Origin of the sequence: Janibacter sp. LM (assembly GCF_039631275.1) — a bacterium.
GTDB lineage: Bacteria > Actinomycetota > Actinomycetes > Actinomycetales > Dermatophilaceae > Janibacter > Janibacter terrae.
In genome coordinates this window covers 79,220-94,148 of the sequence record NZ_JBDIVG010000010.1, presented here as the reverse complement: position 1 = coordinate 94,148, position 14,929 = coordinate 79,220, and the positions used below count along the sequence as shown (strand labels likewise).

The following is a 14,929-nucleotide window of genomic DNA, read 5'->3' as shown; positions in this document are numbered from 1 at the left end:
TCGACCGGGCCGTGTCCAACGGGCGCGGGGTAGCGTGATCAGGTGGACGACGTACAGATCCTGCAGCCCCGTGAGGTGCCCCTCGGTGGACCGCGCGCCATGCCGGTGCGGCGGACGCTGCCGTCGCGGCAGCGCTCGCTCGTGGGCGGATGGTGCTTCCTCGACCACTACGGTCCCGACGACGTCGCGAGCACCGGCGGCATGGTCGTGCCGCGGCACCCGCACACCGCGCTCGCCACGGTCTCGTGGCTCTTCACCGGCGAGATCGAGCACCGTGACTCCACCGGCGCGCACGCGATCGTCCGGCCCGGCGAGCTCAACCTCATGACCGCCGGCCGTGGGGTGAGCCACTCCGAGTTCTCCACCGAGGGCACGACCACCCTCCACGGCGTGCAGCTGTGGTTCGCCCTGCCCGCCGCCTCGGTCGACCGCGAGCCGACCTTCGAGCACCACGTGCCCGAGCCCGTCTACGTGCCCGGCGGCATCGCCCGGGTCTTCCTCGGCGAGCTCTTCGGCGAGCGCTCCCCGGTCGTCACCGACGGGGCGCTCACGGGCGCGGAGATCCTCCTCGACGCCGACGCCGAGACCGTCATCGAGGTCCCGGCCGACCACGAGCACGCGATCCTGCTCGACGACGGCGACATCACCGTCGAGGGCACCGCGCTGGAGCAGTCCGAGCTCGGCTACGTCGCGCCCGGCCGCACGAGGATCACGCTGCGCTCGGCGACGGGCGCCCGGTTGGTGCTCGTCGGCGGCGAGCCCCTCGGCGAGCAGATCGTCATGTGGTGGAACTTCGTCGGTCGCTCCCACGAGGACGTCGTCGCCGCACGCGACGCGTGGATGGCCGAGATCGCGGCGGGACCTCAGGTCGAGGGCCGCTTCGGTCCCTTCGCCCCGGACCAGCCCGCCCCGCTGCCCGCCCCGGCGCTGCCGGGCGGCCGACTCCGGGCGCGTGGCTGACATGGGCGTCTGGGCCACCCCCACCGTGCGCACCGTCTTCGTCCACGGCCGCGGCCGCACCGGCGCCGCCGCCTGGCCCCTCGTGGCCGCGGAGCACGACCCGACCCACGTCTTCCTCGAGCGCACCTGCCAGGCGGACCAGCCCGAGCGCGACGCCGACCGTGCCCTGGCTGCCCTCGAGGGTCGCGGGCACCTCGTGGGGCACTCCTACGGCGCGGTGACCGCGATGCTCGCCGCGCAGCGCCGACCCGACTGCCTGCGCAGCCTGGTCCTCATCGAGCCGGCCTGCTACGACGTGGCCCGCGGCGGCCGACGGGTGGAGCGGCACATCAGCGCGATGGCCCCGGTCTTCGCCGTCGCCGACGACCCGAGCGTCGACGGGCGCGAGTTCATCACCCGGTTCGCCGAGGGCATGGGGGCGCCGGCGCCCACCCTCGACGACGAGACCTGCGCCGACGTCGCGGCCCGCATCCGCGCGACCCCGGCGCCCTGGCAGGTGTCGCTGCGCACGGACACCCCGGCGCTCGTGCCGACGCTCGTGGTCACCGGAGGCGTCGACCCGATGTACGCGGAGGTCGCCGCCGCGCTCGAGGCGAAGGGGGCGACCCACCGCGTCGTCCCGGGCTGCGGCCACCGGCCGCAGGACTCCCCGGAGGGCCTGGCCGCGATGCACGAGTTCTGGGACGCGCACGGGGCCTGACGCCCGTCGCCGGGCCCCGCGCGCGGTGGCTCAGTGCCGGTGCAGGACCGCCACGGGGCAGGTCGCGAGCGCCAGGACGCGCTGCGAGACCGAGCCCAGGAGCATCCCGCGGAACCCGCCACGACCCCGCGAGCCGACGAGCAGCATGTCCGCGCCCTCGGACACCTCGACGAGGGTGTCGGCGGCCCGGCCGTGGTGGACCTCCACGGTGACGTCGATCTCGGGGTGCGCCGCACGGTCCTCGGCGATGGTGCGCTCGGCCATCGCGCGGTAACGAGCATCCACCGCCTCCCACGCCGGGGTGCCGGGCTCGGTGACGACGACGCCGTGCTCGACCTCGACGTTCCACGTCGTGACCGTCGTGACCTGCTTGCCGCGCACCTGGGCGGCGTCGAGCGCGTGCCGGAAGGCCAGGCGGCTGTGGTCGCTGCCGTCGACGCCGACGACGACGCGCCCGTCCCCCTTCGTCGAGCTGCCCTCGGGCACCAGCACGACCGGGCACGGGGCGTGGGCGACGACGCTCAACGAGGTCGTGCCGAGGACGATGCGCTGGGCGCGGTTCTTGCGGGCCGAGCCGACGACGAGGACGCGGGCGCCGCTGGCGGCGTTGAGCAGGGCACCGGCCGGGGCACCCGTGGGCAGCGCTGTCGTGACCGACAGGTCGGGGTGCTCGGCGACGACCTGGGCGCGGGCCTGCGCGACGACCCGCTCGGACTCCTCCTCGACCCGCTCGACGATCTCGGGGCTGGTGAGCAGCTCGCCGTACGCGGAGAGCGGCGTGCCGAGGTCGACGGCGTGGACGAGGTGGAGGGGCGCGTCGATGGCCGTGGCCTCGGCGGCGGCCCAGGCGAGGACTGCGGCGTCCCGGTGGCTGCCGTCGAGCGCCGCCACCACGGCGGCGGCTGGGGTCGGGGTGTCGTGGGGGCTCGCGTCGTTGCTCATGCCCCATTGTCCCCATGCCGCGTCGCCGCGGGAAGGGGGGTCACCCCCAGTCGGTGAGTCCCTGCCGGTCGTGCGAGCCCTCGGGCCACACGGCCCGGACGATGCCGGCCGCGGCGAGGGCCTTGCGGCAGCCCGGGCAGGGCGGGTCGGTGATGTACGCCGTCGCCCCCTTGGTGTCCCGGGTGGCGAAGAGCAGCGCGTTGACCTCCGCGTGGATCGCGATGCAGAACCCTGGCGTGCCCGGGCGGTCGTAGTCCCCCAGGCCGGGCACGGCGTCGTAGTCGAGCCGCCCCCTCGGGCACGCCCCCTCGAGGCAGTCCGCCTCGCCGGGGGCCGCGCCGTTGTACCCGGTCGCGATGATCCGGTGGTCGATCGTCAGCACGGCACCGACCCGCCGCCGCGTGCACTTGGCGCGCGCCGCGACCGCGCCGGCGATGCCGAGGAAGTACTCGTCCCAGCTCGGTACGGTCCGCTCGGGCGTCGTCAGGTCGGGCATGAGGGTGATCCTAGGCAGGGCGCGGGGTGGGACCGATGCGGCGACCGGGCACCACCGGTGGTAGACCACGGTGGTGAGCAGCCACGAGACCCCGGTGACGGGGAAGATCCACCGGACTCCCCCCTTCGGCCCCGTCCTGGTCGTCGCCGCGGTGGCGCTCGTCTCCGTCAACCTCCGCCCGGGCGCGACCTCCCTCGGACCCCTGCTGCAGGAGGTGCGGGCCACGCTCGGCCTCGGGTCGACGCTCGCCGGCGTGCTCACGGCCCTGCCCGGGTTCGCCTTCGCGGTCGCCGGGGGCGCGGCCGTCGGGCTCGCCCGTCGCGTCGGTGTCTCGGCCGGCATCACCCTCGGGGTCCTCGCGGTCGTCATCACGCTCGTCACCCGCGTGCTCACCGACTCCGCCGCGGTCTTCCTCGTCCTCACCGCGATCGGCCTCGCGGGCATGGGCCTGGGCAATGTCCTCGTGCCCGCGTGGATCAAGAGGCACTCGAGGGACGGCGGGGTGCGGCTGATGACGGTCTACGGCATGGGCCTGACCGTCGGCGGCACGCTCGGTCCGCTGCTCGCGGCCCCGGTCGCGACCGTCGCGCCCGGCGAGTGGCGCGGCGCCCTCGGCATGTGGGGGCTCGTCGCGCTCACCGCGCTGGTGCCGTGGGTCGTCATCAGCCTCAGGGACCGGGTGCACCGCCGCTCGGCCGGCGAGAACCCCACGTCGCGGATCCGCCACTCCCCGACCGCGATCGCGTTGACGGTCCTCTTCGGCGTGCAGTCCACCAACGCGTACGTGCAGTTCGGCTGGCTGCCGCAGATCTACCGCGACGCAGGGCTCTCGGCCGGGTCCGCGGGCGCGTACACCTCGATCGTCGCGGGGCTCGGCATCGTCGGCGGCCTGATGATGCCGACGGTCATCGCGCGCAGCCGGGACCTGTCGGCCTGGATGGTCGGCTTCGGTGTGCTCGCGGTGGCCGGGTACCTCGGTCTGCTCGTCGCACCGGCCGCGGCGCCGTGGCTGTGGGCGACGCTGCTCGGCCTGTCCGGCTTCGCCTTCCCCACGGCCATCTCGCTCATCACGGCGCGCACCCGTGACCCGCACGTCACGGCCCAGCTGTCCGGCTTCGTCCAGCCCATCGGGTACCTCGTGGCGGGGGTGGGGCCCTTCGTCGTCGGTGTCCTCCACGAGGCGACCGGAGGGTGGACGGCGGCGCTCCTGCTCCTCATGGCCACGGGCGTCGGCATCACCCTCTCCGGTCTGCGCGTCGCGCGTCCGGTCTTCGTCGACGACGAGGTGGCGGAGGGGACCTGACTCAGCCCCACGCGGCGAGCACCGCTGCTGCGGCGGCGCCCGGGTCGGCGGCACCCATGACCTCGCGCACGACGGCGACCCCGGCGACACCGGTCGCCGACAGCGCCGGGACGTCGGCGAGCGTGACGTCGCCGATCGCGATGACCGGCAGGCGCGTCGCCGCCACGCGCAGGGGGTAGCCCGCCAGCCCCACCGGCGGGCGACCGACGTCCTTGGTCGGCGTGGGGCGGAAGGGCCCGCTGCCGAGGTAGTCGGGTCGCGCGGCGCCCCTGCGGGACTCCGCCTCGCGGACGTGCTCGAGGGTGCCCGCCGTGAGCCCGACGAGCGCATCGCTCCCGAGGAGTGCCCGGGCCGCGGCGACGGGCAGGTCGGCCTGCCCGAGGTGGACCCCGTGCACGGGTGCACCGTGGCGGCGGGCGGCGTGGGCGACGTCGGCGCGGTCGTCGACGAGGACGCGGGTGGCCGGCGCCACCGCGGCGACCGCCCCGGCCACGTCGATGACGAGGTCGAGCAGCTCACCGGCGAGCAGGTGCTTGGCCCGCACCTGGATGACACCGGCTCCTGCGGCGGCAGCCGCCGCTGCGGCGGCCACCGTGGCCGGCCCGTCGCCCGAGGTCACGAGGTACGCGCGCCAGTCGATCAGCCCCATGCCAGCCGCACCTCCCCCGCGACCTCGTCCGCGCCCACCTCGTCGAGCGCGTCGAGGAGGCCGACGCGAAAGCTCCCGGGCCGCAGGTGTGCCACCCGCTCCGACGCCACGGTGAGCAGGGCGGTGGCGGCCACCGCTGCGACGAAGGGGGTCGCCACCGCCAGGTGTGCCGCCGTCAGCGCCCCCAGGAGGCAACCCGTCCCGGTGACCCGGGTGAGCAGCGGTGTCCCCGAGGAGATCCGGGCGGAGCGCCGGCCATCGGTCACGAGGTCCACCTCACCGGAGACGGCGACGACGCACGCGTGGTCGAGGGCGAGCGCCCGGGTCGCGCGGGCGGCCGCTTCGGGGCAGGCGGTGCTGTCGGCGCCGCGGCCCCCCGTCGTCCCGCCGGCGAGCACGAGGACCTCGGAGGCGTTGCCGCGGACCACCGACGGTCGCAGGGCGAGCAGCTCGCGGGCGAGGGGCGTGCGCACGGGCGCGATGCCGATCGCCGTCGGGTCCAGGACCCACGGCACGCCGCGCTCGGCCGCGGTCCGCGCCGTCGGGAGGAATCCGACCATGCCGTCCGTGCTCAGCGACCCGAGGTTGACCAGGAGGGCATCCGCGACGGTGACGAGGGTCGGAGCCTCCGCGGCGCTCTCGGTGAGCATGGGCCGCGCGCCGGCCGCGAGGAGCCCGTCGGCGACGAGGGCCCGGGTCACGGATCCGGTCGCGCCGTGCACGAGGGGCGCTCGCTCGCGCAGCGCCCGGACCGCGGCGGCGACCCGGGGCCGCAGGTCGTCCACGTCGCTCATCTGCCGGCCCCCACCGCGGCCCGCGCGTCGACGCGCTCACCCGCGACGACCCGGGCGAGGTCGCGGTCGAGGTCCGCGGGCGCGAGCCGTGGGCCGAGCGCACCGCACCCGGCGACGAGCAGGCCCGCGACGACGAGGACGGCGGCCACCGAGCCGTCGTGGCCGAGGACCCGCTCGAGCTGCGGGATCCACCACGGCCACAGCGCCGGTCCCACGATCGACAGCGAGTACGCCGTGCCGTAGCCGGTCGAGCGCACGTGGGCGGGGAACCGTTCGCACAGGTACGCGCCCACCGGTCCGTAACCGCAGACCGTGACGACCTGCAGGAGCGCGATGCCGACGACGAAGGGGAGGACGCCCGCGGTCATCGTGGCGACCCACAGGGCGGGCGCGAGCAGGGCGGCCGTCAGTCCCCAGCCGACGAGGAACCGGCGGCGGCCGACGAGCGTCGAGAGGTGGCCGGTCGTCGACATGACGAGGGCCTGGGTGACTGCGGCGACGCCCATGACGACGGCGACGGCACCGCCGGCGAGACCGGCGTCCGCGTCGAGCCGACCGGTGACCAGGATGACGACCATGTTGGTCATGAGCCACAGCCCGCTCATCAGCCCGAACATCTGCCAGAAGGCGCCCGCATACGCACCGCCGAGGACGGCGCGCAGCCCCAGGGAGGTGCGGGCCCTCCCTTCGCCCGCGAGCTCGCGCTCCCGCACGACGCCCGGCGCGTCGGCGACGCGCGCCGAGTAGTAGGCGAGGAGCGCCAGGCTCGCCAGGCCCCCGGCGACGAAGGAGAGGCGCCAGCCCCACCCGGCGTACGCGGCAGGACCGAGGAGCGCGATCAGTCCGGCGGTCGCGAAGGCGATCGTCGACTGCGCCCACGGAGCCATCGACATGATGAGGCCGGAGACGAGGCCACGGCGGCGCGGGGGCGACCACTCCATGGCGAGCGGGATGGCCGAGGTGTACTCCCCCGCGATGAAGACGCCCCCGACAAAGCGCAGCAGCACGACGAGCGCGATCGCGGCGGTCCCGACGCTCTCGTGCGAGGGGACCGCCGCGATGGCGAGGGTGCACGCGGCGGTGCCCGCGATGGCGACCTGGGTCGTGCGGGTGCGGCCCACCCGGTCGGCGACGCGACCGAAGACCATCGACCCGATCGGACGACCGAGCAGGGTGGCGACGACGACGACTGCCCCGGTGGTGACGCCGGCGTCCGGGCCGGCGAGGGTCGTGAGTGCGGGGGCGAGGGCGAGCACCGGGAGGAAGATGTGGACCTGGTCGACGTAGTTGCCGACGACGCCGGCACGCACGGCGGCCCGCCCGGCCGGCGGCAGGCCCGGGACGAGGCTCATCGGCCGGGCTCGCCGACGACGTAGACGCTGGCGCCGAGCTCGACGAACTGGCGGGACTTCGCCGCCATGCCCGCCTCGACGACGGCACGCTGCTCCGCGGCCGAGCCGTAGGCGTCACGGATGTCCTGACTGATCCGCATGGAGCAGAACTTCGGGCCGCACATCGAGCAGAAGTGCGCGGTCTTCGCCGGCTCCGCCGGCAGGGTCTCGTCGTGGTACGCCATCGCGGTCTCGGGGTCGAGGGAGAGCGCGAACTGGTCGTGCCAGCGGAACTCGAAGCGGGCCTTGCTCAGCGCGTCGTCGCGCACCCGGGCCCCGGGGTGCCCCTTGGCCAGGTCCGCCGCGTGCGCCGCGATCTTGTAGGTGATGACGCCGGTCTTCACGTCGTCGCGGTCGGGCAGACCGAGGTGCTCCTTGGGGGTGACGTAGCAGAGCATCGCGGTGCCGTGGCGGGCGATCTCCGCGGCGCCGATGGCCGAGGTGATGTGGTCGTAGCCGGGCGCGATGTCGGTGACCAGCGGGCCGAGCGTGTAGAAGGGCGCGCCGTGGCACCACTCCTGCTCGAGCTCGACGTTCTCCCGCACGAGGTGCATCGGGACGTGCCCGGGCCCCTCGACCATGACCTGCACGTCGTACTCCCAGGCCCGCTTGGTCAGCTCGCCGAGGGTGCGCAGCTCGGCCAGCTGGGCCTCGTCGTTGGCGTCCGCGATGGACCCGGGACGCAGCCCGTCACCGAGGGAGAAGGCGACGTCGTAGCGGGCGAAGATCTCGCACAGCTCGTCGAAGTGGGTGTAGAGGAAGGACTCCTCGTGGTGCGCCAGGCACCATCCGGCCATGATCGAGCCGCCGCGCGAGACGATGCCCGTGACGCGCTCGGCGGTCAGCGGGACGAAGGGCAGTCGCACCCCGGCGTGGATCGTCATGTAGTCCACGCCCTGCTCGCACTGCTCGAGGACGGTGTCCTTGAAGACGGACCAGGAGAGGTCCTCCGCTCGGCCGTCGACCTTCTCCAGCGCTTGGTAGATCGGCACGGTCCCGATCGGCACCGGGCTGTTGCGGATCAGCCACTCGCGGGTGGTGTGGATGTCGTCGCCGGTCGACAGGTCCATCACCGTGTCGGCGCCCCAGCGGGTGGCCCAGGTGAGCTTGTCGACCTCCTCGGCGATGGAGGAGGTGACCGCGGAGTTGCCGATGTTGGCGTTGATCTTCGTCAGGAAGGCCCGCCCGATGATCATCGGCTCGGACTCGGGGTGGTTGACGTTGTTGGGGATGATCGCCCGGCCGGCAGCGACCTCGTCGCGGACCAGCTCGGGGCTGCAGCCCTCGCGCAGCGCGACGAAGCGCATCTCCGCGGTGATCTCGCCGCGCCGGGCGTAGTGCATCTGGGTCACCGTGCGGCCCTGCGTGGAGCGAAGGGGGGTCCGCTCCCCTCCCCGCCAGGCCAGGGAGGTCTCGCCGCGGCGCACGGCCGAGCGGCCGTCGTCGGCCAGGTCGCGCGGGCGACCCTCATAGACCTCGACGTCACCGCGGGCCCGGATCCACTCGGTGCGCAGGTCGGGCAGACCGACCTGCGGGTCCGAGCCCGGCCCACGGGTCCGGTAGACGTGCACGTCCTCGTGGGGGGTGCCGTCCGGAGCCGGCGCCAAGGAGATCGCGGTGATCGGCACGCGGATGCTCTCGTCGTGCGGGTCGACGACCTCGACCCGACGGTGCTGGGGGTGGACTTCGGACTCAAGGGGTGTGCGCATGCAGCGCCTCCTCTTCCTTCGCCGGCATGATCCGGACAGGTTCAGACGGTCCGGACGGCGGTAGTCCGATCTCAGCTCGTGCCCGAGCTCCCGTGGGGGTGCCACCACACTAACCACATCGCTACTGTGCTCGCATGAGCGCCCCCCTCCCTCGGCCGCCGATCGCCTTGTCCATCGCCGGATCCGACCCGTCGGGAGGCGCCGGCATCCAAGCGGACCTGAAGACCTTCAGCGCACTGGGCGCCTACGGCACCTGCGTGATCACCGCCCTGACCGCCCAGTCGACTCGTGGGGTCACGCTCGTCCACGACGTACCGGTCGACGTCGTCCGGGCCCAGGTCGAGACCCTCGTGGCCGACGTCCGCATCGACGTCGTCAAGGTCGGGATGCTCGCCTCGCGGGCGCTCGTCGAGACCGTGCACGAGCTCCTCTCCCACGGTGCCCTGCGCGACGTGCCCGTCGTGCTCGACCCGGTCATGGTGTCCACCTCCGGGTCACGTCTGCTCGCCGAGGGCGCCGTCGCCGCGGTGCGCGAGCTGCTCCCCCGGGCCGACGTCATCACGCCCAACGTCCCGGAGGCCGCGGTCCTGCTCGACGAGCCGGTCGCTGGGTCACCGGACGAGCTCGCGGACCAGGCCCGGCGCCTGCGCGAGCTCGGCGCACGCAGGGTGCTGGCCAAGGGCGGGCACCTCGCCGGCGACGCGTCCGTCGACATCTGGCTCGACGGCTCGGACCCGTTGCTGCTCAAGGCTCCTCGCATCACGACGGGGGCGACGCACGGTACCGGCTGCACGCTGAGCTCGGCGATCGCCGCCCTTCGCCCCCGGCACCCCGAGTGGCTGCCGGCGGTCATCGAGGCCAAGGCCTGGCTCACCGAGGCACTGCGCCACGGTGAGGCGCTCGACATCGGCCAGGGGCCGGGGCCGGTGCACCACTTCCACGAGCACGAGCGCTGGCGGGCGCCGGTCGGCGGGTGAGCCGCGTCCCCGGGGCCGGTCCTACCGCTCGCGGCGCCCGGCCCGCACCCAGCTGACGGCCATGGCCCCTGCCGCGAGCAGCCACGCCGTGACGGCGACCCACAGCCACGCCGCGCCGATGGCCTCGACGAGCGGCAGGGCGTCGGCCCGCCCGAGGTACATCCCGGCGACCGCGTACATGCCGAGCGGGAAGACGATGCTCCACCACGTGGACTCGTACCGCAGGGGGATGCGGTGCACGAGGTGGCGCCAGACGCCGACCGCGAAGAGCACGGGGATCAGCCACGTCGCCCAGGCCCAGCACAGGACGACGAGACCGGCGATGAGCCCCGAGGTCGCGTCCACCATCGGCGTCGACTCCATCTCGACGATCTTGGCGCCCGCGACGACGGTGATCGCGACGGCACCCATCGAGACCCAGTACGGCGGGTTGAGGTCCTGCGGGCTGAGCGGGTACAGCACGAGCCGCAGCGCGACGAAGACGGCACAGGCGGCGTAGAGGACGACCCCGACCGACCACGCGAGGACCGCCAGGACGGCGAGCGCCTGCCTCCCGGAGGTGACGACGGGCTCGAGCCCGGCGGCGGCCGCGGCGACCGACTGGCTGCCGACGACCCAGATGAACCAGGTGCCGTTGGCCTCCGTGAGCACGGGCCGCTCCGCCCTGGAGAGGACGGCGGCCCACGGCACGCCGTAGCCGAGGAGGACCCAGACGATCGTGGCAGCGACGAGGAGGGCGGCGCTCACGCCGGGCGCGATCTCGAGGAGTCGGACGGCGAGCACGCACGTCCCGGCCACGACCGTGAAGTAGCCGAACGCGAGCCGCGGGTCGTGCAGGTCGGCGAGCGCCCGGTCGCGGTGGCCCACGAGGCGGACGAGGAGCGCGAGCACCAGGGCGACCCACGCCGTCGCGGCGACGACGAGCAGGACGGTCGAGGGGAGGGCCCGCCCCTGCTGGTCCATCCCGACCGAGACGATACCGGTCGCCATGACGAAGGCGAAGGCTCCGGGTGGCAGACCCGCGACGGCCGAGCGCACGTGGTCCATGTCAGGCGTCGACGTCGTGCAGGTGGTGCTCGACGTCGTGCAGGAGGTAGCGGGCGAGCTGGGTGACGGTGAAGGGCCGGCCGTCTCCGCGCAGACCCGTCCGCTCCCAGTCGTCGCCGCGCACCCGGGCCAGGACGGCCACGGTGCGCTGCGTCTCGTCGGCGATCTCGCGCTCGACCTGCGCCGGGTCTGCGGCCCAGAACCGACGACGGACCGCCTCGGCCTCCCCGTCGTAGTCGGCGAAGGGAGCGCCCTGCGTCGCGAGCATCGCCTCGACCCGCTCACGCAGGACCCGGACGAGGTCACGGGAGTGGCCCGCGTACTCGACGGTCGACCAGACGCCGGGGGCCGGTCGCTCGCCGGCGTCCGGGCGCTGCAGCGCCGTCGCCCAGCGACGGGCAGCGGTCTGCAGACGCTCGCCGGTCAGCACGGGGTCGTGGGGGGCGTACCCGCACTCCCGGCACCCGTCGTCCACGACGAAGGTCCAGTCGCGGGCGTCGGGCGTGGCGGGAGGAGGCGTGGCGTCCATGCCCGCCATGGTGCCACTCGGGCTCTTTACTGAATGCTTAACCCACCACACTGGTGGGCGTGGCGAACGATCCCACCACCGAAGCCCTCGCGACGGTGGTCGAGCTCGTGACCCGGGTGGGGAGGGCCTCGCAGGAGCCGGACCAACGACTCGAGGTCATCGTCGACCTGTTGTCCGAGCGTCTGCACTCCGACGTGGGCCTCATGGTCCACGGCGCGCCCGACGGTTTCGCCGTGCGGGCGGTGGGTCGTGCCGCCACGCCGGACGCGCGACGTCGGATGGGCGAGGAGATGCGCATCACCGGCGCCCCCGACCCGCTGCTCGACCCCTTCCGCCGCGGCGCCATCGAGCCGACCACCGCGGCTCGCGCCCACGGCGGCCAAGAGGCCTGGCAGGCGAGTGCCAAGTGCATCGGCAGCATCGAGATCTGGGGCATCAACCAGGTCGCAGCCCTGCCGGTGAGGGGTGGCGTGGAGTTCGTGGCCTTCCTCATCGGGCGGTACGGGGAGGACTACGACGACGACGACCTGGACCTGCTGCGGTCGGTCCAACCGGTCGTCGCCGGTCTGGCACAGCTCCTCGAGCCCGAGCACCTGATCGTCCCGAGTCTGCGGGGCCCGGCTCACGGCCCGCGAGGAGGAGGTGCTGCGACTGCTCGCCGACGGGCACAAGGCCAGCTCCATCGCGCGCCGCATCGGGTGCTCAGAGCGGACGGTGCACCGACATCTGTCCAACGTGTACGGCAAGCTCGACGTGGGCGACCGGCTGACCGCGGTGACCCGGGCCCAGCAGCTCGGTCTGCTTGCGGAGGTTCCGGTCTTCGAGCTCGAGCCCTCCGACGACGGGACGCGTTGACCGGCCGCCCACCCCCGCGCCATGGGTAGATGTACCCATGGCGAGGCCCGGCGGCTCAGCGGTGTGCTTGGACCCGTGACCACCGGACGGGCCGGTGGCCCGGGGAGAGGAACCATCCGATGTCACGCACCATCCTGCGCAGAGCCCTGGCCGTCACGGCCGGCGCGGCCGCACTCACCTTCGGCGTCGCCAGCACGGCCAGCGCCCACCACTGCTACAAGGTCGACTGGAACGAGAAGGCCTACGCCCAGCAGTCAACGAACGGCTCGCCGTGGACGCCGCTGACCGACCTCGGGGTGATGATCATCGCCGAGGACATCGGCCTCCCGGAGTGCTCCGGCTACGCCAACATCGCCGTCCAGCACTGGATGAGCGAGACCGGCACCACCACGGAGCCGCTCATCCACAGCAAGGCGACCGCCGGGGGCGGCGCCGCCCACCAGGGCAAGACCGTCAAGCCCTTCGCCTACCTCGGGGACGCCGACTTCGCGATCCTCGAGGAGGGCCTCGGGATGGCGATCGAGCAGTGCATGGCCGACCAGGCCTGATCGCGTCTGGTGGTCGGGCGGCCGGGATCAGTCCTCGACGAGGGGGACGAACCGGTAGCGACCGTGACGGGTCACGGTCGCGCCGCCCGGCCCCCGCACCACGCGCAGCATCTCGCCCGCGACGGGGATGACCATCACCCCTCCGGGGCCCAGCTGCTCGACCAGCGCGTCGGGCAGCACGTCGGGCTCGGCGGAGACGAGCACACGGTCGAAGGGGGCCCGGTCCGGGGCCCCCAGGACGCCGGCCTCGGCCTGCTCGACGCGCACCCAGGCTCGGGGGTCGAGGGCGAGCGCGTCCCGGGCTGCTGCCACCAGCTGCGGGATGCGCTCGACGCCCAGGACGCTGCCGGAGGGGCCGACGAGCTCGCCGAGGATCGCAGCCGTCCAGCCCGAGCCGCTGCCCACGTCCAGGACGTTCTGGCCCGGGCGCACGTCGAGCAGGCGCAGCATCGCCAGGACGGTGCGGGGCTGGGAGTTGGTCTGCTGGTGCCCGATGGCCACGGGGGCGTCGAGGTGGGCCGAGCGTCGACGTGCCGGGGGGAGGAACCGCTCACGCGGACAGGCGCGCATCGCGGCCTCGACCCGGTCCGGACGCTGCATCCTGTGACCTCCTGACGCCGACCCGGAGACCGTCAGGCGAAGAGCGCGGCGAGCCGGTCGAGGGAGACCTGCAGCCGCTCGCTCGTCGTGCGACGGGCGCGGGCGAGGCGCCGCTCGTCGGTCAGCTCGCTCCAGTCGTAGGTGTGGGTGACCTCGGTGCGGCCGTCGTCGGTCGGGGTGAGCTCCCAGCGCCACAGGTGGCCGGGAGGCACGCTGCCCGGCTCGGCGGGTCGCCAGGCGATCCGCCGCCCCTCCTCGAACTCGACGACGTGGTTGTCCCGCCGCATGCCGTCCTTGGTGAGGACCATGACGAAGACGTCACCGACGGCCCGGACGCGCTGCCCCGACGGCGCCTCGGCGAGGTTGTCGTTGCCGTCCCACGCGGGTTGGCGGGCCGGGTCGGCGATCTGCTCGAAGACCGCCTCCGGGGGCGCGTCGACGACGGCGGTGGCACTGACGACCTTGGTCTCGTCCATGGCACCCACCCTAGGGTGCGACGTCAGTCGGTGACCGCGATGACGATCTTGCCGTTGGCGGAGCCGCTGCGGCTCAGGGCGAAGGCGTCGGCCACCTGCTCGAGGGCGAAGGAGCGGTCGATCTCGACCGTGAGCCGCCCGGCGGCGACCTCCTCCAGCAGCCGTGCCAAACGCTCGCCGTCGGGGCGCACCCACACCCACCGACCGCCGTGCTCCTCGACGGTGGGGTCGGCGACCGAGGCGAGGCGCCCCCCTTCGCGCAGCACGTCGAGGGAGACGTCGAGGACGCCGCCCACGAGGTCGGCCACGGCGTCGACCCCGTCCGGCGCCGCCTGCGTGAGGCGCTCACGCAGCCCCTCCCCGTAGGCCACCGGCGTCACCCCGATCGCCGTCAGGCGGTCGTGGTTGGCAGGCGACGCGGTGCCCAGCACGGTCGCGCCGGCGGCCACGGCCAGCTGCGAGGCCAGGTACCCGACGCCTCCGGACGCGGCGTGGACCAGGAGGGTGTCCCCCTTCGTCACGGCGAGCGTCTCGAGGACGCGCAGCGCGGTGAGCCCGGTGAGCGGCAGGGCGGCGGCGACGTCGTCGCCCACCTCGTCCGGGACGGCCGCGACGTCGTCGGCCATGACCGTCACGTACTCGGCGAAGGTCCCGGCGGAGACGATCTGCTTGCGCGCGTAGGAAGCCACCCGGTCGCCCTCGGCGAGCTCCGGGGTGTCCGGGCCCACCGCGTCGACGACGCCGGCCACGTCCCACCCGGGGATGACGGGGAAGCTTGCGTCCATGAGGGCGTCGAGCCCGCCGGACATGACCTTCCAGTCCACCGGGTTGACCGCGGCGCGGGTCACGCGGATGCGGACCTCACCGGGCCCGACCTTGGGGACAGGCAGGTCCGCCATCCGCAGCTCGTCGTCGTCGCCGTACCGGTCATAGGTCATCGCTCGCATGGTGGG

At 74.1% G+C, this 14,929-nt stretch carries 17 protein-coding genes, 1 pseudogene and 1 riboswitch; of the genes and pseudogenes, 6 read left to right on the top strand and 12 right to left on the bottom strand.

What is annotated here, in order from left to right:
- Positions 1 to 42: 42 nt before the first annotated feature.
- Positions 43 to 960, top strand: a complete 918-nt coding sequence (locus ABC138_RS06715; RefSeq protein ID WP_338538601.1) for a pirin family protein — start codon at positions 43 to 45, stop codon at positions 958 to 960.
- Between the two features lies 1 nt (position 961).
- Positions 962 to 1,660: an alpha/beta hydrolase gene (locus ABC138_RS06710; RefSeq protein ID WP_338538602.1), complete on the top strand. Its 699-nt coding sequence runs from the start codon at positions 962 to 964 to the stop codon at positions 1,658 to 1,660.
- 30 nt (positions 1,661 to 1,690) lie between these two features.
- Here the strand turns inward: ABC138_RS06710 and ABC138_RS06705 are convergent, their stop codons facing one another.
- A complete protein-coding gene (locus ABC138_RS06705) occupies positions 1,691 to 2,602 on the bottom strand; it encodes a universal stress protein (protein WP_068422973.1) in 912 nt (303 codons plus the stop codon).
- A gap of 40 nt (positions 2,603 to 2,642) precedes the next feature.
- Positions 2,643 to 3,098: a deaminase gene (locus ABC138_RS06700; protein ID WP_068325843.1), complete on the bottom strand. Its 456-nt coding sequence runs from the start codon at positions 3,096 to 3,098 to the stop codon at positions 2,643 to 2,645.
- Positions 3,099 to 3,171: 73 nt separating this feature from the next.
- Here ABC138_RS06700 and ABC138_RS06695 point away from each other — a divergent pair, with 73 nt between their 5' ends.
- Positions 3,172 to 4,401, top strand: coding sequence for an MFS transporter (locus tag ABC138_RS06695; RefSeq protein WP_345913091.1), 1,230 nt, complete (start codon positions 3,172 to 3,174; stop codon positions 4,399 to 4,401).
- A 1-nt stretch (position 4,402) separates the two neighbouring features.
- Here the strand turns inward: ABC138_RS06695 and ABC138_RS06690 are convergent, their stop codons facing one another.
- The 4 genes from ABC138_RS06690 to thiC form a co-directional block, all read right to left on the bottom strand.
- A complete protein-coding gene (locus ABC138_RS06690) occupies positions 4,403 to 5,050 on the bottom strand; it encodes a thiamine phosphate synthase (protein ID WP_338538603.1) in 648 nt (215 codons plus the stop codon).
- Positions 5,041 to 5,844: a hydroxyethylthiazole kinase gene (thiM, locus tag ABC138_RS06685; protein WP_345913090.1), complete on the bottom strand. Its 804-nt coding sequence runs from the start codon at positions 5,842 to 5,844 to the stop codon at positions 5,041 to 5,043. Before thiM ends, ABC138_RS06690 begins: the two co-directional genes overlap by 10 nt.
- Entirely contained in the window at positions 5,841 to 7,196 is a 1,356-nt protein-coding gene (locus tag ABC138_RS06680) for an MFS transporter (RefSeq protein WP_082807611.1), read from the bottom strand. Before ABC138_RS06680 ends, thiM begins: the two co-directional genes overlap by 4 nt.
- Positions 7,193 to 8,944 (bottom strand): phosphomethylpyrimidine synthase ThiC, encoded by a 1,752-nt coding sequence (gene thiC / locus ABC138_RS06675; RefSeq protein WP_345913089.1) that lies wholly within the window; start codon positions 8,942 to 8,944, stop codon positions 7,193 to 7,195. The genes ABC138_RS06680 and thiC overlap by 4 nt, the downstream gene beginning before the upstream one ends.
- Positions 8,939 to 9,048, bottom strand: a riboswitch (TPP riboswitch). (Overlaps the previous gene by 6 nt.)
- A gap of 30 nt (positions 9,049 to 9,078) precedes the next feature.
- Here thiC and thiD point away from each other — a divergent pair.
- Positions 9,079 to 9,921 carry a bifunctional hydroxymethylpyrimidine kinase/phosphomethylpyrimidine kinase gene (gene thiD, locus ABC138_RS06670; protein ID WP_345913088.1) on the top strand — a complete coding sequence of 281 codons (843 nt, stop codon included), beginning with the start codon at positions 9,079 to 9,081 and terminating at the stop codon, positions 9,919 to 9,921.
- A 21-nt stretch (positions 9,922 to 9,942) separates the two neighbouring features.
- Here the strand turns inward: thiD and ABC138_RS06665 are convergent, their stop codons facing one another.
- Genes ABC138_RS06665 through ABC138_RS06655 form a run of 3 tightly spaced genes read right to left on the bottom strand, consistent with a single transcriptional unit; the run spans position 9,943 to position 12,090 of the window.
- Positions 9,943 to 10,968 carry a tellurite resistance/C4-dicarboxylate transporter family protein gene (locus tag ABC138_RS06665; RefSeq protein WP_345913087.1) on the bottom strand — a complete coding sequence of 342 codons (1,026 nt, stop codon included), beginning with the start codon at positions 10,966 to 10,968 and terminating at the stop codon, positions 9,943 to 9,945.
- 1 nt (position 10,969) lies between these two features.
- Positions 10,970 to 11,497, bottom strand: coding sequence for a DinB family protein (locus tag ABC138_RS06660; protein ID WP_068423239.1), 528 nt, complete (start codon positions 11,495 to 11,497; stop codon positions 10,970 to 10,972).
- A 26-nt stretch (positions 11,498 to 11,523) separates the two neighbouring features.
- Entirely contained in the window at positions 11,524 to 12,090 is a 567-nt protein-coding gene (locus ABC138_RS06655) for a hypothetical protein (protein ID WP_345913086.1), read from the bottom strand.
- Positions 12,091 to 12,124: 34 nt separating this feature from the next.
- On the opposite strand from ABC138_RS06655, the pseudogene ABC138_RS06650 reads away from it, so the two are divergent.
- A pseudogene (locus ABC138_RS06650) lies at positions 12,125 to 12,352 on the top strand (helix-turn-helix transcriptional regulator); the annotation flags it as partial.
- A 119-nt stretch (positions 12,353 to 12,471) separates the two neighbouring features.
- On the top strand, positions 12,472 to 12,900 hold the full coding sequence (locus ABC138_RS06645; protein ID WP_345913085.1) for a hypothetical protein: 429 nt from the start codon (positions 12,472 to 12,474) through the stop codon (positions 12,898 to 12,900).
- Positions 12,901 to 12,927: 27 nt separating this feature from the next.
- On the opposite strand, the gene ABC138_RS06640 is transcribed toward ABC138_RS06645, so the two are convergent.
- Genes ABC138_RS06640 through ABC138_RS06630 form a run of 3 tightly spaced genes read right to left on the bottom strand, consistent with a single transcriptional unit; the run spans position 12,928 to position 14,923 of the window.
- Entirely contained in the window at positions 12,928 to 13,500 is a 573-nt protein-coding gene (locus ABC138_RS06640; protein ID WP_345913084.1) for a methyltransferase domain-containing protein, read from the bottom strand.
- Positions 13,501 to 13,532: 32 nt separating this feature from the next.
- The gene (locus ABC138_RS06635; RefSeq protein ID WP_068325874.1) at positions 13,533 to 13,976 is read right to left on the bottom strand and encodes an SRPBCC family protein; all 444 of its coding nucleotides are present in this window, start codon (positions 13,974 to 13,976) and stop codon (positions 13,533 to 13,535) included.
- A 23-nt stretch (positions 13,977 to 13,999) separates the two neighbouring features.
- On the bottom strand, positions 14,000 to 14,923 hold the full coding sequence (locus tag ABC138_RS06630) for an NADP-dependent oxidoreductase (RefSeq protein WP_068422998.1): 924 nt from the start codon (positions 14,921 to 14,923) through the stop codon (positions 14,000 to 14,002).
- Positions 14,924 to 14,929 lie beyond the last annotated feature (6 nt).